17 protein-coding genes and 1 pseudogene are annotated in these 17,468 nt (G+C 69.0%); 9 read left to right on the top strand and 9 right to left on the bottom strand.

Annotated elements, in window-relative coordinates:
• The first annotated feature begins 98 nt into the window (after positions 1-98).
• Entirely contained in the window at positions 99-1,145 is a 1,047-nt protein-coding gene (locus F6A08_RS03835; protein WP_192576715.1) for a zinc-dependent alcohol dehydrogenase family protein, read from the top strand.
• Positions 1,146-1,185: 40 nt separating this feature from the next.
• Here the strand turns inward: F6A08_RS03835 and F6A08_RS03830 are convergent, their stop codons facing one another.
• Positions 1,186-3,993, bottom strand: coding sequence for a hypothetical protein (locus tag F6A08_RS03830; protein ID WP_151458666.1), 2,808 nt, complete (start codon positions 3,991-3,993; stop codon positions 1,186-1,188).
• Between the two features lie 94 nt (positions 3,994-4,087).
• Between F6A08_RS03830 and F6A08_RS03825 the strand changes: the two genes are divergently transcribed.
• Positions 4,088-5,788, top strand: a complete 1,701-nt coding sequence (locus F6A08_RS03825) for a long-chain-fatty-acid--CoA ligase (protein WP_151458665.1) — start codon at positions 4,088-4,090, stop codon at positions 5,786-5,788.
• A 15-nt stretch (positions 5,789-5,803) separates the two neighbouring features.
• Here the strand turns inward: F6A08_RS03825 and F6A08_RS03820 are convergent, their stop codons facing one another.
• On the bottom strand, positions 5,804-6,814 hold the full coding sequence (locus F6A08_RS03820; RefSeq protein WP_192576677.1) for an alpha/beta fold hydrolase: 1,011 nt from the start codon (positions 6,812-6,814) through the stop codon (positions 5,804-5,806).
• A gap of 112 nt (positions 6,815-6,926) precedes the next feature.
• On the opposite strand from F6A08_RS03820, the gene F6A08_RS03815 reads away from it, so the two are divergent.
• From F6A08_RS03815 to F6A08_RS17920, 3 genes and pseudogenes are all read left to right on the top strand, one after another.
• The gene (locus F6A08_RS03815) at positions 6,927-7,967 is read left to right on the top strand and encodes an alpha/beta hydrolase (RefSeq protein WP_151458663.1); all 1,041 of its coding nucleotides are present in this window, start codon (positions 6,927-6,929) and stop codon (positions 7,965-7,967) included.
• A gap of 84 nt (positions 7,968-8,051) precedes the next feature.
• The gene (locus F6A08_RS03810) at positions 8,052-8,498 is read left to right on the top strand and encodes a hypothetical protein (RefSeq protein WP_017201798.1); all 447 of its coding nucleotides are present in this window, start codon (positions 8,052-8,054) and stop codon (positions 8,496-8,498) included.
• Positions 8,499-8,529: 31 nt separating this feature from the next.
• Positions 8,530-8,685 (top strand): annotated as a pseudogene (locus F6A08_RS17920) (hydroxyurea phosphotransferase); the annotation flags it as partial.
• A gap of 59 nt (positions 8,686-8,744) precedes the next feature.
• On the opposite strand, the gene F6A08_RS03800 reads toward F6A08_RS17920, so the two are convergent.
• The 5 genes from F6A08_RS03800 to F6A08_RS03780 all read right to left on the bottom strand — a co-directional run bounded on the left by F6A08_RS03800 (position 8,745) and on the right by F6A08_RS03780 (position 12,773).
• On the bottom strand, positions 8,745-9,185 hold the full coding sequence (locus tag F6A08_RS03800; protein WP_017201800.1) for a hypothetical protein: 441 nt from the start codon (positions 9,183-9,185) through the stop codon (positions 8,745-8,747).
• Positions 9,186-9,235: 50 nt separating this feature from the next.
• Positions 9,236-9,856 (bottom strand): cyclodeaminase/cyclohydrolase family protein, encoded by a 621-nt coding sequence (locus tag F6A08_RS03795; protein ID WP_151458662.1) that lies wholly within the window; start codon positions 9,854-9,856, stop codon positions 9,236-9,238.
• Between the two features lie 104 nt (positions 9,857-9,960).
• Positions 9,961-10,611, bottom strand: a complete 651-nt coding sequence (locus F6A08_RS03790; protein WP_151458661.1) for a GNAT family N-acetyltransferase — start codon at positions 10,609-10,611, stop codon at positions 9,961-9,963.
• 102 nt (positions 10,612-10,713) lie between these two features.
• A complete protein-coding gene (locus tag F6A08_RS03785) occupies positions 10,714-11,748 on the bottom strand; it encodes a methionine synthase (RefSeq protein WP_151458660.1) in 1,035 nt (344 codons plus the stop codon).
• Positions 11,749-11,768: 20 nt separating this feature from the next.
• Positions 11,769-12,773, bottom strand: coding sequence for a DUF1852 domain-containing protein (locus tag F6A08_RS03780; protein WP_151458659.1), 1,005 nt, complete (start codon positions 12,771-12,773; stop codon positions 11,769-11,771).
• A 120-nt stretch (positions 12,774-12,893) separates the two neighbouring features.
• Here F6A08_RS03780 and F6A08_RS03775 point away from each other — a divergent pair, with 120 nt between their 5' ends.
• The 3 genes from F6A08_RS03775 to F6A08_RS03765 all read left to right on the top strand — a co-directional run bounded on the left by F6A08_RS03775 (position 12,894) and on the right by F6A08_RS03765 (position 14,788).
• Positions 12,894-13,835, top strand: coding sequence for a LysR family transcriptional regulator (locus F6A08_RS03775; RefSeq protein WP_124896424.1), 942 nt, complete (start codon positions 12,894-12,896; stop codon positions 13,833-13,835).
• Between the two features lie 82 nt (positions 13,836-13,917).
• Complete coding sequence (locus F6A08_RS03770; RefSeq protein WP_151458658.1) at positions 13,918-14,298, top strand: ArsR/SmtB family transcription factor; 381 nt, start codon at positions 13,918-13,920, stop codon at positions 14,296-14,298.
• Between the two features lie 10 nt (positions 14,299-14,308).
• Positions 14,309-14,788, top strand: a complete 480-nt coding sequence (locus tag F6A08_RS03765) for an SRPBCC family protein (RefSeq protein WP_124896426.1) — start codon at positions 14,309-14,311, stop codon at positions 14,786-14,788.
• A 365-nt stretch (positions 14,789-15,153) separates the two neighbouring features.
• Here the strand turns inward: F6A08_RS03765 and F6A08_RS03760 are convergent, their stop codons facing one another.
• Both F6A08_RS03760 and F6A08_RS03755 read right to left on the bottom strand, forming a co-directional pair.
• Positions 15,154-16,089: a CPBP family intramembrane glutamic endopeptidase gene (locus F6A08_RS03760; RefSeq protein WP_151458657.1), complete on the bottom strand. Its 936-nt coding sequence runs from the start codon at positions 16,087-16,089 to the stop codon at positions 15,154-15,156.
• Positions 16,090-16,103: 14 nt separating this feature from the next.
• On the bottom strand, positions 16,104-16,748 hold the full coding sequence (locus F6A08_RS03755) for a hypothetical protein (protein ID WP_124896428.1): 645 nt from the start codon (positions 16,746-16,748) through the stop codon (positions 16,104-16,106).
• Between the two features lie 87 nt (positions 16,749-16,835).
• Here F6A08_RS03755 and F6A08_RS03750 point away from each other — a divergent pair, with 87 nt between their 5' ends.
• Positions 16,836-17,447, top strand: coding sequence for a TetR/AcrR family transcriptional regulator (locus F6A08_RS03750; protein ID WP_124896429.1), 612 nt, complete (start codon positions 16,836-16,838; stop codon positions 17,445-17,447).
• Positions 17,448-17,468: the final 21 nt, after the last annotated feature.

The following is a 17,468-nucleotide window of genomic DNA, read 5'->3' as shown; positions in this document are numbered from 1 at the left end:
GATGTGCAGAGTGCGACGCTCCATCGGGCCGGATCAGCGCTCTGCACATCCCCGTGCGGCGCCGAAGCGCGCAGAATGAGGGGATGCCTCCCCTCGACATGCGTGCCGTCGTCTACGAGCGAACCGGCGAGCGCCCCACGGTCACCCGCATCCCGGTTCCGGAGTGCCCTGCGGACGGAGCTCTCGTCCGCGTGGAGGCCACCGGCGTCTGCCGCTCCGACTGGCACGCCTGGCGAGGGCACGACCCGGTCGCCCTCCCCCACGTCCCCGGTCACGAGTACGCCGGCGTCGTGGCGGAGGTCGGAGCCGAGGTGCGCCGGTTCGCGCCCGGCGATCGGGTGACCGCGCCGTTCGTGAACGGCTGCGGGCGGTGCGAATGGTGTCTCTCCGGACAGGCGCAGGTCTGCCCGGATCAGACCCAGCCCGGTTTCACGCACCCCGGCTCGTTCGCGGAGTACGTCGTGGTGCGTGCTGCGGACACCAACCTGGTCGCCATCCCCGACAGCGTCGATGCCGTGGCCGCGGCCTCGCTGGGCTGCCGGTTCGCCACCGCATACCGGGCGGTCACAGCGCACGGCCGGGTCGACGCCGGGACCGAGGTCGCGGTGTTCGGCTGCGGTGGTGTCGGGCTGTCGGCGGTCATGATCGCCACGGCTCTCGGCGCGACGGTGACGGCCGTCGACGTCTCCCCGGTCGCACTGAAACGAGCTCGCGTGCTCGGCGCCGCGCACACGGTCGACGCGACACGAGCCGACGCCGAGGAGGCGATCGGCCGGGCGACATCCGGGGGCGCGCACGTCACGATCGACGCGATCGGCTCCGCGGCCACCGCGCAGACGGCGATCAGGAGTCTGCGCCGTCGAGGGACGCACGTGCAGGTCGGGCTCATGTTCGGCGAGAGCGAGGAGGCCGCCCTGCCCTGGGGACGCGTGATCGCCTGGGAGCTGAGCATCATCGGGTCCCACGGGATGCCGGGAGCGGACTACCCCGCACTGCTCGATCTGGTGCGAGCGGGACGCCTGCGCCCCGAGCTCCTCCTCGGCTCGACCGTGGATCTGGACGGCGCGGTCGACGCCCTCGTCGCCATGGACGATCCGCAGTCGAGCTCAGGAATCGTCGTCGCCCGCCTGGACGCGCCGCGCTGATCAGCGCGACCGCGCCATGGGCAGCCGCGCGAGGATGCCGCTATTCGGCGTCCCGCTCCTCGGCGGCACGCGAGCGTCGACGCGAGACCACGATCAGCGTGATGCCGCCGACCACGACGAGGAGCGCGACTCCGCCCACCATCAGGGCGAGGGTGCCGTCACCACCGGTTCCCGGCAGCGCCCCGCCGGAACCTCCGCCCGTCGGGTCGGTCGGGTCGATCGGATTCGGGGGACCGGTCGGACTCGGCGGACCCGTCGGGGTCGGCGGGTCCGTCGGTTCGACGGCATCTCCGAACGTGTTCACGATCGTGCACGTGACGGCGGCGTCGAGCGGCAGAGTCAGCTCGGCGGTGCCCTCACCCGTCTGCCGGATGCCGCCCGCTCCCGGGAATCCCGGACCCTCGCAGAGCCAGTCGCCGGCGCCGTAGTCGGTCGCCGCCTCAGCCGACGAGGTCTCGGAGAGGGTGTAGACACCCGCGATGACGTCGGTCTCGTCCACCGCGCCGCGGCCCTCGAGGTCGGACGGCCCGTCGGCGCGCAGAGTCCAGAGCGCCGGACCGGCCTCGCCGCCCTCGACCTCCTTCACCAGGCTGAGAGAGGGGGCGATCGCGGTGTTGAGGGCGGTGCACACGGCGACGTCGCCGAACCCGAGCGTGGCCGTCTCCGTCGCCGGATCGAACGCGGTGCCGGTGCACGACCAGGACACGTCGTAGCCCGCCGGACCATCCTCACTGAACACGTACTCCCCCGGAGGGGTCAGCAGCCCGGTCACGGCCGGTGTTCCGCTCGCGCCCGCGAAAGCTGCGTTCCCCGGGCCGCGGGTCTTGATCTCGAAGTCTCCGATCGAGGCTGTACCTCCGGCGGCGTCGTCGATCTGCTTGACGAGGGTGATCCGCGGCGGGAGGCCGTTGTTCAGCACCTCGCACACGACGTCTCGCCCGCCCGGGATGGTGATCCGGCCGGTCGGGTCGACGCCGGGGCACGACCACCCGACCTCCTCGAAGCCGCCGGGCCCGGCGACCTCCGACAGCGACCAGGTCAGCCCGCCGGGGATCGACACCGCCGTGACCTCGGGCGACCCGGCCGCACCGGTGATGGTGGTCGCCCCCGACTGTGCCTGCAGAGTCCAGCTGCTCGGCGGCGGAACCGTCCCGAACTGGGCGATCGCACGCTTCCGCAGGGTGAGGGTGGAGCGCGTCCATGTGTTGGTGATGGTGCAGGTCACGGAGTCGTCGGTGCCGTCGATCACCACCGAGGTCGCGGTCGGCATGGGTTCGGGCTCACCTGTCGCGTCGTCGATGCACGACCAGGCCCCCGCCGCGTAGAGATCCGCATCGGCCGACGCGCTCGTCTCCCCGAGCTCGTACACGCCCGGGTCCGCAGGAGCATAGGTCACGGCGGGGCTCCCGCTCGGCCCGGAGAAGGAATCGACGTCCCCCGTGGCCGCCAGCGTCCAGTCACCCGGGGCGAGGGCCCCGCCGCCCGCGTTCTGAACCTGCTTCACGAGGGTCAGATGCGAGGTCACCGAGACGTTCTCGATCGTGCAGGTGACCTCCTCGCCCGGGGCGACGTCGACCGTGTCAACGAATCCGGTGGAGTTCGAGCACTGCCAGCCGTCGGTCGTGTACCCGTCCGTCGGGCCGGACTCGGTGAGGTCGTAGGTGCCGGCCGCGACGGGCTCACGCGTCACGTCCGCATCACCGACGACCCCCTCGACGTGATCGGCGCCGCTGTCCGCGATCAGGGTCCACGCCTGCGGAGGCTGCGGCCCGTCGACCTCCTTCACGAGCGTGAGCCATCCCCCGGAGAACGTGTTCACGATCGAACACTGCACGTCTTCGGCGCCCGTGATCGTGATGGTGCCGGCCGTGACCGGCAGCGGGGTCGCCGGGGTCGTCGCCACGTTGACGCACACCCACTCACCGGCTGCATAGCCGGCGGGCCCGGCCTCGGACAGCGCATACGTCCCCGGTGCGATCGCGACGTGGCTGGCCTCGGTGGAGCCGGTCGTGCCCGACACCGGGGTGGGGCCGGCCGCGGACAGCGTCCATTCCGCGGCGGAATCCACCGGCGCTCCTCCCGGTCCCTCCACCTGCTTCCGCAGCGTCAGCTGCGGAAGCGAGCCGGTGTTCCGGATCGTGCAGGTGACGGACTGGTCGAGCCCGACGTCGATCCAGCCGCCCGCTTCGACGGGCAACGGCGCGGAAGCCCCGGCGAGCGTCGTGGACCTGCACGACCACTCACCGGCGACGTATCCGGACGGTCCCCCCGTCTCGCTGAGCTGATACCGGCCGACCCGGACGGGTCGAGCGGTCACGTCGGCCGAATTCCCCTGCCCCTGGATGCTCGACGGGCCGTCCGCCCGCAGGAGCCAGAGCGACGGATCGGCGCTGCCGCCGACGACCTCCTTGATGAGCGTGAGGGTCGGGCTGATGGCCTCGTTCGTGACGGTGCAGGTGAGCTGCTGGTCGGCCGTGAGCGTGATGGTGCGCACCGGCGCGGTGGTGATGCTGCCCCCGCAGTCCCACTCCGTGAACCGATAGCCGCCCGGCGTATCCGGGCGGACGATCTCCGAGATGCGGTACGTCCCCGGCGGCACCGGCGTGCTCTGGATGCCGTTGAGTCCCTGCCCGCGGAACGTCTGCCCTGTGGCGACGTTGACGGCCTGCACATCCCAGAGCGAACGATCGCCGATGCTCGAGCCCGTGTCGAGATTCTCGATCCGCTTGAACAGCGAGAGTCTCGCCTCCCCGGCCGCCGTGGCGGTCGTCGCGGGTGCGACCAGGATCGCAGCCGCGATCATCAGGACGGCCGCGAGCGCGGCACGGACAGAGGAACGGTGTCGCATGACTCTCCGCTTCGCCGTGGATGGGCGTTGCGGCCCATGCTACCCACAGTCCGGTCTCGGTGTGCAGATAGGTCGGAGCAGGCAGGATGGGACCATGACGGCCCATCCTCTCGACTCGCGACCCTGGCTCGACTCCTACGCGGACGGCGTTCCTGCGGAGATCGATCGACCGACGCAGACGCTCCCGGAGATGATGGCCGCCAGCGTGAAGGCCTTCGCCCGGCGCCCGGCACTCGATTTCTTCGGAGCCGTCACCACCTATCGCGAGCTCGGGGAGCAGATCGAGCGTGCGGCGGAGGGTCTGCGCCGACTCGGCGTCGTCCACGGTGATCGTGTCGCGCTCGTGCTGCCGAACTGCCCGCAGCACGTCATCGCCTTCTATGCGACGCTGCGCCTCGGGGCCATCGTGGTGGAGCACAACCCGCTCTACACACCGCGCGAGCTCCGGCACCAGTTCGAAGACCACGGCGCGAGGGTCGCGATCGTGTGGGACAAGGCCGCCGACATGATCGCCGGCTTCCCGAGCGACCTCCGCGTCGAGCACATCGTCAGCGTCGACCTCACCGAGGCGATGCCGTTGTCGAAGCGGCTGGCGCTCCGCCTTCCGCTCCCCCAGGCGCGGTCGGCCCGAGCGAAGCTGACGGCGAGGCCTGAGGCGCGGCATCTCCTCCCCTGGAAGAAGCTCGTCGACCACCGGCGGCTCTCCCGGCGCGTACCGGGTCCCGCGCTGGGCGACACCGCCCTGCTGCAGTACACGAGCGGCACCACGGGCGTGCCGAAGGGGGCGATCCTCACCCACGCGAACCTCCGCGCCAACGCCATGCAGGGTCGGGCGTGGGTCCCGGGCCTCGTCGACGGCGAGGAGACGTTCTACGGGGTCCTCCCGCTCTTCCACGCCTACGGGATGACGCTGTGCCTCACCTTCGCGATGAGCATCGGCGCCCGCCTCGTCCTCTTCCCGACGTTCGATCTGGATCTGGTGACGGCGGCCGTGCGCTCCGCCCCGCCCACATTCCTCCCGGCGGTGCCGCCGATCTACGACGCCCTGGCCCGGGCCGCGGGACGCGGCACCATCGATCTCTCGACCGTGCGGTTCGCGATCTCGGGTGCCATGAGCCTGCCGGTCGCGACCGTCGAGCGCTGGGAGGAGGCCACCGGCGGAATCCTCGTCGAGGGGTACGGCATGACCGAGAGCTCTCCGGTCGCGCTCGGCAATCCGATGGGGCGCACCCGTCGCCCAGGCACCGTCGGCGTCCCCTTCCCGAGCACGGAGATCCGCGTCGTGGACCCGGCGGATCCCACCGTCGACCGGCCGGCCGGGGAGAGCGGGGAGCTCCTCATCCGAGGACCGCAGGTGTTCCAGGGGTACTGGGGGCGCGCCGGCGACACAGCCGATGCCCTGCTGCCCGACGGCTGGCTCCGGACGGGCGACATCGTCGAGGTCTCGGACGATGGATTCGTGACCATCGTCGATCGCCTGAAGGAGCTCATCATCACGGGCGGGTTCAACGTGTCGCCGAGCGAGGTGGAGGGCGTGCTCGAAGCGCACCCTGACGTCGCCGCGGCGGCTGTGGTGGGACTCCCGCGTCCGCACGGCGGGGAGGATGTCGCCGCCGCCGTCGTCCTCCGTGAGGGCACCGTCCTCGACGTGGACGCCCTGCGCGACTTCTGCCGCACCCGCCTCACCCCGTACAAGGTGCCCCGGCGCATCACCGCCGTCGATGAGCTCCCCCGCTCGCTCATCGGAAAGGTGCTGCGCCGTCAGGTGCGCGATCGGCTGCTCGAAGAGCGCTGACGGAACAGCGCCGTCCTACTCGGCCGCGGCATGGGGAAGAGCGTGCGTCACCAGACTCACGACGAACTTCCCCGGCTCCTCGAACATGCACAGGTGCGCGGAGTTCTCGAACCAGACGACATGCGTGGCCGGTGCCGTCACGTGCTCGAGCCAGCGCGCGACGGGACCCGTGGGCGTCGTCCAGTCGTGGCGTCCGAGGAACTGGAGCATCGGCACCTCGAACGCGGTCCGATCCCGTGCGTCGAAGCCGAGCAGGGCGGGCAGCACCTGGGGCATGGTCGCCCGCTGTCCCACGCCGATCAGACTCAGGTCGGAGTCCGTGTAGTACGGAGACAGCTCCTGCGATTCGGTGAAATACGCGAAATCCGATCGGTACGCGGAGAGACCGCCGTAGTATTGCGCCCATCTCCGGCACGTCACGATCCGGTCCATGGTCAGCGGTTCGGTTCCGGGGTAGTCGCCGAGGCCTTGCAGCTCCGCGATGGCCTGCCGGTTCTGGTCCGCGATCGCGCTCCGCATCGCGAACCCGAAGCTCTCCGCTTCGTTCTCGGGTCCGGAGATGACCTGGCCGACCCCGATGTACGCCCACAGCAGGTCGGGCCTCCGCTCGGCGAGGGTGAGGCCGAGGATCGTCCCCCAGCTGTGGCCGAGGACGCCGACCTTCCGCACGCCGAGCTCATCCTGGACCCAGGCGATCAGCTCCTCGAGATCATCGACGTATCGGTCGACGCGCAGATCCATCCCCTCGGTCACACTCCCGGCCGACTTGCCGCTGGCCCGCTGGTCGTAGTTGACCACGGTGAAGTAGTCCTCGACCGCGCGCTGCCAGATCCACGATGACGGCAGCGAGGGCAGCGCCGGGCCGCCGTGGCACACGATGAGGACCGGGTTCGCCGCGCTTCGGCCACGGATCGACACGAACTGCTCGACGCCCCCGAGCTCGACGAAGGCGGTGCGGTCGATCGCATCGGGATTGGGGATGCGAGAGAGATCCGCGATCACTGCGCGGCCAGCGTCTTCGCTCATGTCGTCAGCATAGGGTCGCCCGGCGACAGCGCCCGAGGCAGAGGCGCGATAGGTTCGAACGCGCGCAGCCCGTCCGGTCTGTGCGGCATCAGAACCTGAGGGGTCGGGCGGAATGAAGCGGTGGGTTCGCGTCGTCCTGTGGATCGTCGGCGTCATCGCCGCGCTCGCGGTCGCCGGGGCGATCTTCTGGAACGTCAGCCCCTGGCCCGGCGTCTGGATCATCCGCTCCGCTCCCGACCCCGCCGGCCTGCACAATGCCGAGACCGCGGCCGAGTACGTCCCCGACGACATCCATGCCGACCTCGACCTCGTCTACGACGAGTCCTCGGCCGAGGGCCGGCTCGACGTGTTCCGCCCCGCCGACGCCGATGCTCCGCTGCCGACCATCTTCTGGGTGCACGGCGGCGCCTTCATCGCCGGACAGAAGGAACCGCTGCGGAACTACCTCCAGGTTCTCGCCTCGCACGGCTTCACCGTCGTGAACGTGGAGTACACCCATGCCCCCGAAGCCGTCTACCCGACGCCGATCCGCCAGGTGGATCGTGCGATCGACTACGTCGTCGCGCACGCCGAGAAGCTCGGAGTGGATCCGGAACGTCTCGTCCTCGCCGGCGACTCCGCTGGGGCCCACATCGCGGCGCAGTCGGCGATGGCGATCGCGCAGCCCGACTACGCGGAGGCCGCGGGGCTCCCGACATCCGTCGCGCCGGACCAGCTCCGCGGCGTCGTCCTGTTCAGCGGCCCCTATGACCCCACCACCGTCGACTACGACAACGACACGTTCGGATTCTTCATGCGCACCGTGATGTGGTCGTACTCCGGGACGAAGTCCTTCCTCGACGCGGAGGAGTTCCGTTACACGGCCCTCCCGAAGTACGTGGACGCGGAGTATCCGCCGACCCTGGTCTCCACCGGCCCGGCCGACCCGCTCCTGAAGCAGAACCAGGAGTGGGCGCAGGCGCTGGACGGGGCCGGCGTCGACATCACGGAGCTGTTCTTCGACCCCGCCACGACACCCGACACGGTCGGCCACGAGTACCAGCTGGCGCTCGACACCCCGCAGGCGAAGCAGGCCATGGTCGCCCAGGTCGCGTTCCTCCGCGACGTCACCGGGGCCGAGATGCGCGAGGGCGTCGCCGACGCGTGGCGCTGATGCGGACGAGATCCCTCCCGCGACGGAGCAGGGATACCTCCCCAGGCTGACGCGTCGGCCCGCAACGTCGATGAGGCTGGAAACATGACACGACGAAGCCTGCTCCTCCCCGCCACCGCCCTCCTTCTCCTCGGCGGCGCTCTGACGCTCGGCGGATGCGCTGCCGTCGACGGGCTCGTGCACAAGCAGTCCACCCAGACGTTCGACGACAGCGCCGCCTTCCGTGCGGAGGCACCGGTGAAGGCGGACTGGGTGCCCGACGACGCCACCGCCATCACGGTCAGGACATCGACGATCAAGGACGCCGCCGATGCCGTCATCCTGCTGCGGAGCGCGTCTGCGTCGCTCCCGGCCGAGTGTGTGGAGACCTCCCGAACGTCTGCGCCGTCGTGGACACTCGACGACGCTCCGTCGGCGTACGACGCGAAGACGGTCTTCGTCTGCGGCGACTGGAGCGTGATCCCCGCCTCGGGCGGCTGGTACGGCTGGACCCCGAACTCCGACGACGAGCGGAACGCCGCGCAGGGGTAGCCCAGGCGGCGGCCACGGGACTCGCCTCGCTGTGATGGACTGGCATCGTGGACCCGACGCCCCGCTGGCTGCGGAGCGCGAACCGTGGTTGGCGATCGACCCGGAGCCGCTCATCGGTGACGCCAGCTTCGATCTGTGGCCGGCCCTGGACAGCGGATGGAGCAGCGACCCCACCCGCGCGGATGCCCCCGGATCGTCAGGGAGCGCTGCCGCCGGACTGCTCGATGACGCGCTCGCTCGAAGGGCTCAGGGAACCCACTCCGTCGACCAGTAGTCCACGACGAGGTTGAGGACGGGGCCGGCAGGCCGCGCCGACACCCAGACGGTTCGCGGATCGAAGAAGTTCCCCGGGACGGCGAGCTGCGGCGTCGCCCCCATCTCCTCGGCGAGAGCGTGCGGAGACTGCCCGGCTGGGGGGCGCACTGTGAACGTGACGGAGCAGCCTCCGCTGCCGCAGCCCACGCTGTCGCCCAGGATCTCCGCCCCGGGAGGGAGCGGAACGGCCGACGCGGGAGGCACGTCGCCCTCTGTGGCCATCATGGACAGCCATGCCACGCGGGCGCCGTAGAACAGCACGAGCAGCACGAGCAGCGTCACGATCACGGTCCACACCGTCCGCCGCCGTCTCGCCGCGTCGTGGCCTGCCTTCGGGTCGGCGCCCCGGCCGGGGGACTGCGGCTGTGCCATGACGCGAGCCTAACGGAGTCGGGAATCCGCGACCGTGGGTGGACGCGTCGTCACTCCAGGCGGGCGGACAGCGCGGCGGAGATCCGCCCGATCCGGGTCCGCGCTTCGGCCAAACGCGCGACGTCCTCCTCCCGGCTGCCGAGCAGGGAAGAGGATGCACCGTGGGCGCGCGCCGTCTTCAGATTCGCGCGGAGATTCACGGACGCACCCGACAGCCCCGCGACCAGAGCCTCCATCGCGACAGCGAGGTCCACCGCGAGGTTGGGGTTTCCGTCCGCGGCGAGCGCGTCTGCGTCCGAGACGAGAGTGATGCCGAGGGAGCCGAGCTCCGCCACGGAAGCGGCGGCGTCGAGGGCGGCCTGTGCGACCCGTTCGTCCCGCTCCGGGTCGTCGGCGTCGAGCGCCAGCGCGGCTCCGAAGCGCGCCGACACCACGCCATCCGCTTCGACCGCCTCCAGGAGATCGGTGCGAACACGCGCGAGACGGCCGGCGCTCCCGGCCACGGCGGGCTCGTCCGGGGTGTAACCGGCGACCATCCGCATCAACGATGCCGCGATTCCGAGCATGACCCCCGACGCCGCGCCCCCTCCCGGCGAGCCGGTGGGCTCGCTGAGGGCGTCGAGCCACGCATCCATCGGGCGCGATGTGGGGATGTCTGCGGAATCCGTCATGCGCGCCAGACTACCGAGCGTCCCGTGCTCTGACCGATCGCCATCAACGGGGCTCCGAGCCCGACCTGCTGCCTGGCCTCCGGCTCACACCGCGCGTCGTCGCGTCACGCCGTGATGCCGAGCTGCCGCAGAGCGGGGCCCTGGCCACGCACGGTGATCGCCCAGTCCGGACGGACGAAGTCCGCCCTGCGCAACCGCACCCGCTGCTCGTCGACGGGTTCCCCGGCCCGTGGCGAGACGCGCGTCACACCGTTGGGACGGTACCCGAGCTTCGAGGAGACGCGGAGCGACGCTTCATTCCACGACGCCGCGCTGGACTCGGCCCATTCGGCCCCGAGGGTGTCGAACGCGAACGAGAGCAGGCCGGCCCGCATCTCCGTCCCGAACCCCTGTCCTTGGGCGGAGCGGGTGAGCCAGGATCCGGTGTTCACGGTGCGGCGATCCGAGAATCCGTACGCCGCGAGATCCTGCGCCCCGATGATCCGCTCCCCCTCGTGCACGGCGAAGGCCACCGTCCAGTCGTGCGGGGCGACGCGGTTGCGGAGACTCCAATGGAACCGCGCCATGTTGCTCGGCAGCTCGTCTTCCGGTGCATCCGTCCACGGGAACCCGAACGGCGTGCGCTCCGGCTCGTGCACCCCACCCAGGGCCGCATCGACCAGGCCGGGGAGGTCTTCGTCGCGCACGGGACGCAGGCGCAGGCGGGGAGTCTCGATCGAGAGGCCGAACAGCGGCCAGATGCTCTGCAGATCCATCCCGCGACCATACCGCCGGACACGCGCCGACGGAAAAGCCTCTGACGTGAGGGCGTTCCTGCTCGCCACCTCCTCGGACCGCTGCGCGGAAGCCGAGGCCCCTCAGGGCGCGGAGGCGAGCTCCTCGCGAAGGAGAGCGGCGCCCGCGCTGAGCGCCCGCAGCTTGCCGCGGGCGACGTCACGCGACAACGGCGCCAATCCGCAGTTCGTGCTCGGCACGAGCTTGTCCGCGTCGACGAAGCGGAGGGCGTTGCGGAGCGTGTCGGCGACCTCTTCCGGAGTCTCGATGGTCTGGCTGGCGACATCGATGGCGCCGAGCATGACCTTCTTGCCCCGGATGAGCTCGATGAGATCGAGAGGAACGTGCGAGTGGTGACTCTCCAGCGAGACGGTGTCGATGCTCGACTGCTGCAGAAGCGGGAACGACTTCTCGTACTGCCGCCACTCCGAGCCGAGGGTCGCCTTCCAGTCGGTGTTCGCCTTGATCCCGTACCCGTAGCAGATGTGCACGACGGTCTCCGCGCGCAGCCCCTCGGCTGCGCGTTCGAGCACGGCCACGCCCCAGTCCTGCACGTCGTCGAAGAAGACGTTGAAGGCCGGCTCGTCGAACTGGATGATGTCCACGCCGGCCGCCTCGAGTTCCTTCGCCTCCTGATTCAGGATGGTCGCGAACTCCCAGGCCAGCTTCTCGCGGCTCTTGTAGTGACGGTCGTAGAGCGTGTCGATCATCGTCATCGGACCGGGGAGTGCCCACTTGATGGGCTGGTCGGTCTGCTGGCGGAGGAACTTCGCGTCCTCGACGAACACGGGCTTCTCGCGGCTCACGGCACCGACCACGGTCGGCACGCTGGCGTCGTACCGGTCGCGGATGCGCACGGTCTCCCGCTGGTCGAAGTCGACGCCGGAGAGGTGCTCGATGAACGTCGTGACGAAGTGCTGGCGCGACTGCTCCCCGTCGCTGATGATGTCGATGCCCGCCTGACGCTGCTCGTGCACGGTGATGCGGAGCGCGTCCTGCACGCCCTCCACCAGGGCATCGCCCTCCAGCTTCCACGGAGACCAGAGCTTCTCGGGCTCGGCCAGCCAGGAGGGCTTGGGCAGGCTGCCGACGATCGACGTGGGAAGGATCCCGGGCATGATCGGGGCTCGTCCGTTCGTCATCCGACAGACACCAGCGAGTCAGCGGAGCGGCCGGCGGCCCATCTCTCGAGGAGCTCGCCGTGCGGCTTCATGAGGTGATCCGACGCGTACTGCCCCTGTTCGGTCGCGAGCCGGCTCCGCTCCTCGCGGTCGTAGGCGATCTTGGTCACCGAATAGTCCTGCTGCTCCAGCGTCGGCCGGTAGATGCTCGCCGCCTCGGAGTTCGCGTTGTAGATCTCCGGCCGATAGATCTTCTGGAACGTCTCCATCGTGCTGATCGTGCCGATGAGCTGGAGGTTCGTGTAGTCGTTCAGCAGATCCCCGCGGAAGTAGAACGCCAGCGGGGCGACACTGCCCCGCGGCATGAAGTAGCGGACCGAGAGGCCCATCTTGCCGAAGTACTCGTCGGTCAGCGAGCCGTCCTTCTGCTCGTACTCGACGCCGAGGATCGGGTGGTGGTTCTCGGTGCGGCGGTACGTCTTGCTCGTCGAGACGCTGATGCAGATGACGGGTGACAGCGCGAACCGCTCCCGGTACGCCTCGGAGTCGAGGAAGTACTGGAAGAGCTTGCCGTGCAGGTCGCCGAAGTCGTCGGGAACAGTGAATCCGCCAGCGGCTTCGCTGGCCGCCGGCAACCGCACGCTGAAGTCGAAGTCGCGGATGTAGGAGGAGAAGTTGTTGCCCACGATGCCCTGGGTGCGCGCGCCCGTGAGGCGATCGACGATGGTCACCTCCAGCACCTCCAGAAGAGGGAACTCCCGATCCTCCCCTTCCGTGGCGAACTGGATCGCGACCGAGACGATCTCGAGTTCGAGGGTGTAGCGATCACGGCCCGGGTTGTCCCAGTGCGCCAGATCGTTGAACCGTCGGTCGATCATCGTCAGGGCGTTGCGGAGGTTCTGCTGACGGTGCTCGCCGCGCGCCAGGTTGGCGAAGTTCGTGGTGATGCGCGAGTCGTCGGACGGCGAGTAGTCCTCGTCGAAACGGGTCGTCGTGATGCGGAACGTGAATTCGGATGCCATGAGCGGCCAATCGGTGGAAGATCGGCCGGGCTCGGCCTCGATCGGGGTTTCTCCATGATGACGACTGCAGGCTCCCATCGGGTAATGCGCGTCGACTATGCCGTGGCATAGGTTGAATCTATGGCCAAGCGTTCGAACGGCATCACCCTGCAGCAGCTCACCTACTACATCGAGGTCGCCGCGGAAGGATCGATCAGTGCCGCCGCCGACCTGCTCTACGTCGCCCAGCCCACCCTGTCCGCGGCGATGAAGGATCTCGAGGGCAGAGTGGGACGCGAACTGCTGATCCGCTCCGCTCGCGGTGTGACACTCACCACCGATGGTGTCGAGTTCCTCGGGTACGCCCGGCAGGTCGTCGAGCAGGTGGCACTCCTGGAGCAGCGCTACCTCGGGCGTCCGCCCTCCCGGCGGCTCCTCGGCGTCTCGACCCAGCACTATTCGTTCGCGGTCGACGCCCTCGTGCGCATGGTGAAGGCGACCGCGGCGACCGAGTACGAGTTCTCCCTGCGCGAGACGCGCACCTGGGACATCATCGAAGACGTGCGCACCCTCCGCAGCGAGCTGGGGATCCTCTACCGGAACGACTTCAACCGCAACGTGATCGACAAGCTGCTCCGCGACTCCGGACTCGCCTTCCATCCGCTCTTCGTCGCAGACCCGCACATCTTCATCTCCCGCAAGAACCCCCTCGCCACCCGGGATCGCGTGACTCTCGCGGATCTCACCGGTGTGCCGAGGCTCACGTTCGACCAGGGGGCGAACAACTCCTTCTACTTCGCCGAGGAGATCCTCTCCACCCTCTCCAGCCCGCAGGACATCCGCGTCTCCGACCGCGCGACCATCTTCAACCTGATGATCGGCCTCGACGGCTACACCATCTCGACCGGCATCATCAGCGACGACCTCGACCCCGAGATCGTCGCGATCCCGCTCGACGTCGACGAGAACATCGAGATCGGATGGATCGGCCACTCGGCGATCCCGCTCACCGAGCAGGCGCAGCGCTACCTCGCCGAACTGCGCGCCGTCGTCTCCGAGTTCGGGGTGGAACTGCTCGGTTGAGCATCTGTCCTCAACCAAACGGTTGACAAAGAGCGGTCCGGTTCGTATTCTCATATTCAACCAAACGGTTGAGGAGTACATCATGAACAGGACCTCGGGCGAATCCACCGGCGACGCGGCGACGCTGAACCAGGTCTTCCAGGCGCTCACCGATCCGACCCGTCGCGACATCGTGTCACGACTGGCGGTCGGGGATGCGACTGTCGGCGAGCTCGCGGCCCCGTTCGACGTCAGCCTCCAGGCCGTCTCCAAGCACATCACCGTGCTCGAGCAGGCGGGTCTCGTGACCAAGGACAAGCACGGCCAGCGGCGGCTCGTGCACCTGGAGGCGGAGACGCTCGGTCTCATGACGGCATGGATCGAGCGCCATCAGCGACAGGCCGAGGAGCGCTTCACGCGCCTCGACGCGCTGCTCGCGCAGCTGCCGCAGGACGACTCGGCACCCGCCGAAGACCACGAATGAGGAGCATGCCATGACCACCACCACCGCCACCATCGAGGCCGACCCGACTCTCCCGATCATCCGCACCACGCGGGACTTCGACGCGACCCCCGCGCAGCTCATGCGCGCACACCTCGACCCCGAGCTCTACGCCCAGTGGGTCGGACCCAATGACGTCACCACCGTGCTCGATGTGTGGGAAGCCCGCACCGGCGGCAGCTGGCGCATGCGCAACATCCGTGGTGGCGAGGAGTACAGCTTCCACGGCTCTTTCCACGACGTGACCGAGGACCGTATCGTGCAGACGTTCACCTGGGATGCGATGCCGGAGAACGTCTCCCTCGAGACGCTCTGGTTCGAGGATCTCGGCAACGGGCGCACCCGACTGCATGCACAGTCGCTCGTCGACTCCTTCGAAGCGCGCGACGGTTGGCTCGAGTCGGGCATGGAAGTCGGCGTCAACGACGGCTACGCGAAGCTCGACGCGCTGCTGACCGCCGGGGAGGTCTGACCGATCGGCGTCGACGCAACGGGCCCTGCGGGCGTCGGAGCTCCGATAGGACTAGGACCTCGCGGAGACGCGACGGCGGTACGCTGCCGCCTTCGCGCGCACTCGGCGCCTGCGCAGAACCGCAAGCGAGGATCCGTCAGTGCCAGCTGTGCCGCCCGCGCGATGAGAGCGATCGCCGCGGTCGCCGATCGTACGTGGTGACTGGTACCCGAACATCATCGCGCTCCTGGCTGCGTTCTACGCTCGCGGCGAGGACGGGGAGCTCCCTCGTCACACCGCGCTCGATGTCCCTGAAGGCGCGGAGGAGCTCGCCGAGAGTCTCGCGAATGTGGCAGCGGGCCGGTAGCGTCGCCATCCCGGCGAACCTACCGGTGCGTCCCGGCCCGGTGGCGCGAACGCTCCCGAACCCCGACCATGACGAGCGCTGCGAGGCTCCCGGCTGCGGGCAGGAGAAGGGCGAACCCGCCGGTGGACCCCTCTGAGCGATCGACAGCAACAGCACCGCCCCCGCTCAAGACCGCGTTGAGTGTCGTCGTCAGGAGGTTGTTCGCCGTATGAAAGGCGATCGCTGCTTCGAGTCCGCGGGTGAGCAGTCCCATCACCGCCGTGCACACGGAGAAGAAGAGGTAGTACGCGAACAGCAGCGGGTCGCTGGAACCGTGCAGGAGGGCGAACATCGCACTCGAGAGAATGAGGCCCGCAAGGAAGGCCGGCTTCGCAGACCGGAACCATGACCCGGCAGCGGGCAGAAGCACGCCACGGAACATGATCTCCTCACCGACGGTCTGCATCGGCGTCGAGAGGAGCATGACGATGAGCAGGCCTGCCGTCGTGCCGGTGATCGAGAGCCCGGTCCAGCCGACCTGTTCCGCAGCTGTCAGCCCGACTGCCCCCATGACCAGGCCGACGATCGCGAGCGAGCCCAGGAAGTACGTCACCAGACGACGGCGGTCGAAGCTGCGCGGCGCGCTGAAGACGACGCGCCACGGCACCTTCGCGAACCACCCGACGAGGGCGAGCGCCAACAACGCGGTGAGGCCGGTGCTGATGTTCGCCGCCAGGAGCTTCAGGGGCGTCAGCTCGGGTGCGAACGGGTCCCCGCTTTCGACGAGTCCCGCGAGCAGGTACAGCCCGAGCTGAGTGACCAGGAGCGTCGCCGGCAGCGCCACGATCACGATGAGTGCTTTCCACCCCGCCATCCGGAAGTGCACTCCGAAGGGGCGGCCTCCTCTCCCCACGCCGGGGCTGTCGCCGACATGCGGTACCGGTGTCGTGGCAGGGCCGATCTGATGCATGGTCATCCCTTTCGGAGAGGTCAGCTGGCGAGCTCGTCGATCCAGCTCGAACGCATTCGCAGGGCTCGTTCCGTGCTGCCGAGGACAGCGGCGAGACCGACGAGCAGATTGAGCTCGAGCGGGAGTCGGAGGGGAGAGGTGAAAGTGCCGATCGAGTCGGCGATCAGGGGGATCTTCGAGAGGGCCTCGATGATCTGAGGGACCTCGACACTGAGGCCCACCACGACGAACGCGATGGAGACGAGGCCGATCACGCGGCTCACTCCGGGATGCCGCTCGTGCAAACGAGCGCGACGCCCTTCGGCGGATCGAGGATCGGGCGACAGCTGCTGCTCGGTGCCGTCTGCCCGCACATAGTGGCACCGCTTGAGCCCGAACCCGGTGATCGCCACCTCGATGTGCCCGCCAGGCACGGCGAAGCGTGTGGGCATCTTCGCGTAGGACTGCAGAGCTCCGTCGACGTAGAGACGCGCACGAATCTCGCCGTCGGTCATATCGCCGGCATGACGGACGTCGATCGTGTACGTCGACATCGTGCCGGCGTCAGAGCGCAGCGTGATCGATCGGAGAGACCGGCCGAACATCTGCCACCAGCGATAGCGGCGCAGCGGTTCGCCGGAACCGACACGGACGCGACGGTTCCGCCAGTTGTTTCCCGCCATCATCTCGCCCTCCATAATCTAATACAGCGTGATAGCCGACGACGGGCTAAGCTAGCACACTGTTATAGACGGATGGCTCATGAGGGAGAAATGGACGAAGCGTCGAAGGAACCGGGAACGCGGGAGAAGATCCTCATCGCCGCGGCGACCATGCTGGGCGAGAACCCCACCGCACGCCTGAGCGTGAGAGCAGTGGCCGCCCGCGCTCAGGTGAGCACGGGGTCGCTACGCCACTTCTTCCCAACACAGCGGGAGCTCATCGAGACAGTGGTGGCCGCGATGTACGACCTGGAGCTCCCCGATGATCCGATCAACGACCGCTCTCTGACGGCGGAGGAGCGACTCATCGCGTGCTTGCAGCTCATCCTCCGTCAAGTCGGCGTGGGTGAAAGCGCACGGAGGCAGTGGGGGGCGCTCTACGAGGCGTACGTGGCCACGGCTCCGTCCGAAGACGAGGCAGCCACCTACATCGCGCTGGACCGCATGGGGCGACATCGGATCGCGCAATGGCTGACCGTCTTGATCGACGAGGGCGCGGTCCCCGCCGGTCGAGTCGAGGAGCGAGCACGGTTCCTCTCGACCGTGCTGGCGGGGCTCATGACCGAACGCGCGCTGCCTTCCGACGCCGTGGGCATCGAGGCCGAGACGACGAGTCTGCGGCTCGCGGTCCACGCGGTCTTGAGCGAGTGGCCCGCCGCGTGACCTCGCTGCTCACGAACGTGC

This window comes from Microbacterium algeriense, from assembly GCF_008868005.1.
In the GTDB taxonomy this organism is placed as follows: Bacteria; Actinomycetota; Actinomycetes; order Actinomycetales; family Microbacteriaceae; genus Microbacterium; species Microbacterium algeriense.
The sequence above is the reverse complement of the archived record's forward strand: the minus strand, read 5'-3'. Positions and strand labels throughout refer to the sequence as shown.

What these genes read in the sequence shown, in the direction of transcription:
- F6A08_RS03835 (WP_192576715.1), top strand. Translation starts at nt 99, where the DNA reads ATGCGTGCCGTCGTCTACGAGCGAACCGGCGAGCGCCCCACGGTCACC.
- F6A08_RS03830 (WP_151458666.1), bottom strand. Translation starts at nt 3,993, where the DNA reads ATGCGACACCGTTCCTCTGTCCGTGCCGCGCTCGCGGCCGTCCTGATG.
- F6A08_RS03825 (WP_151458665.1), top strand. Translation starts at nt 4,088, where the DNA reads ATGACGGCCCATCCTCTCGACTCGCGACCCTGGCTCGACTCCTACGCG.
- F6A08_RS03820 (WP_192576677.1), bottom strand. Translation starts at nt 6,814, where the DNA reads ATGAGCGAAGACGCTGGCCGCGCAGTGATCGCGGATCTCTCTCGCATC.
- F6A08_RS03815 (WP_151458663.1), top strand. Translation starts at nt 6,927, where the DNA reads ATGAAGCGGTGGGTTCGCGTCGTCCTGTGGATCGTCGGCGTCATCGCC.
- F6A08_RS03810 (WP_017201798.1), top strand. Translation starts at nt 8,052, where the DNA reads ATGACACGACGAAGCCTGCTCCTCCCCGCCACCGCCCTCCTTCTCCTC.
- F6A08_RS03800 (WP_017201800.1), bottom strand. Translation starts at nt 9,185, where the DNA reads ATGGCACAGCCGCAGTCCCCCGGCCGGGGCGCCGACCCGAAGGCAGGC.
- F6A08_RS03795 (WP_151458662.1), bottom strand. Translation starts at nt 9,856, where the DNA reads ATGACGGATTCCGCAGACATCCCCACATCGCGCCCGATGGATGCGTGG.
- F6A08_RS03790 (WP_151458661.1), bottom strand. Translation starts at nt 10,611, where the DNA reads ATGGATCTGCAGAGCATCTGGCCGCTGTTCGGCCTCTCGATCGAGACT.
- F6A08_RS03785 (WP_151458660.1), bottom strand. Translation starts at nt 11,748, where the DNA reads ATGCCCGGGATCCTTCCCACGTCGATCGTCGGCAGCCTGCCCAAGCCC.
- F6A08_RS03780 (WP_151458659.1), bottom strand. Translation starts at nt 12,773, where the DNA reads ATGGCATCCGAATTCACGTTCCGCATCACGACGACCCGTTTCGACGAG.
- F6A08_RS03775 (WP_124896424.1), top strand. Translation starts at nt 12,894, where the DNA reads ATGGCCAAGCGTTCGAACGGCATCACCCTGCAGCAGCTCACCTACTAC.
- F6A08_RS03770 (WP_151458658.1), top strand. Translation starts at nt 13,918, where the DNA reads ATGAACAGGACCTCGGGCGAATCCACCGGCGACGCGGCGACGCTGAAC.
- F6A08_RS03765 (WP_124896426.1), top strand. Translation starts at nt 14,309, where the DNA reads ATGACCACCACCACCGCCACCATCGAGGCCGACCCGACTCTCCCGATC.
- F6A08_RS03760 (WP_151458657.1), bottom strand. Translation starts at nt 16,089, where the DNA reads ATGACCATGCATCAGATCGGCCCTGCCACGACACCGGTACCGCATGTC.
- F6A08_RS03755 (WP_124896428.1), bottom strand. Translation starts at nt 16,748, where the DNA reads ATGATGGCGGGAAACAACTGGCGGAACCGTCGCGTCCGTGTCGGTTCC.
- F6A08_RS03750 (WP_124896429.1), top strand. Translation starts at nt 16,836, where the DNA reads ATGGACGAAGCGTCGAAGGAACCGGGAACGCGGGAGAAGATCCTCATC.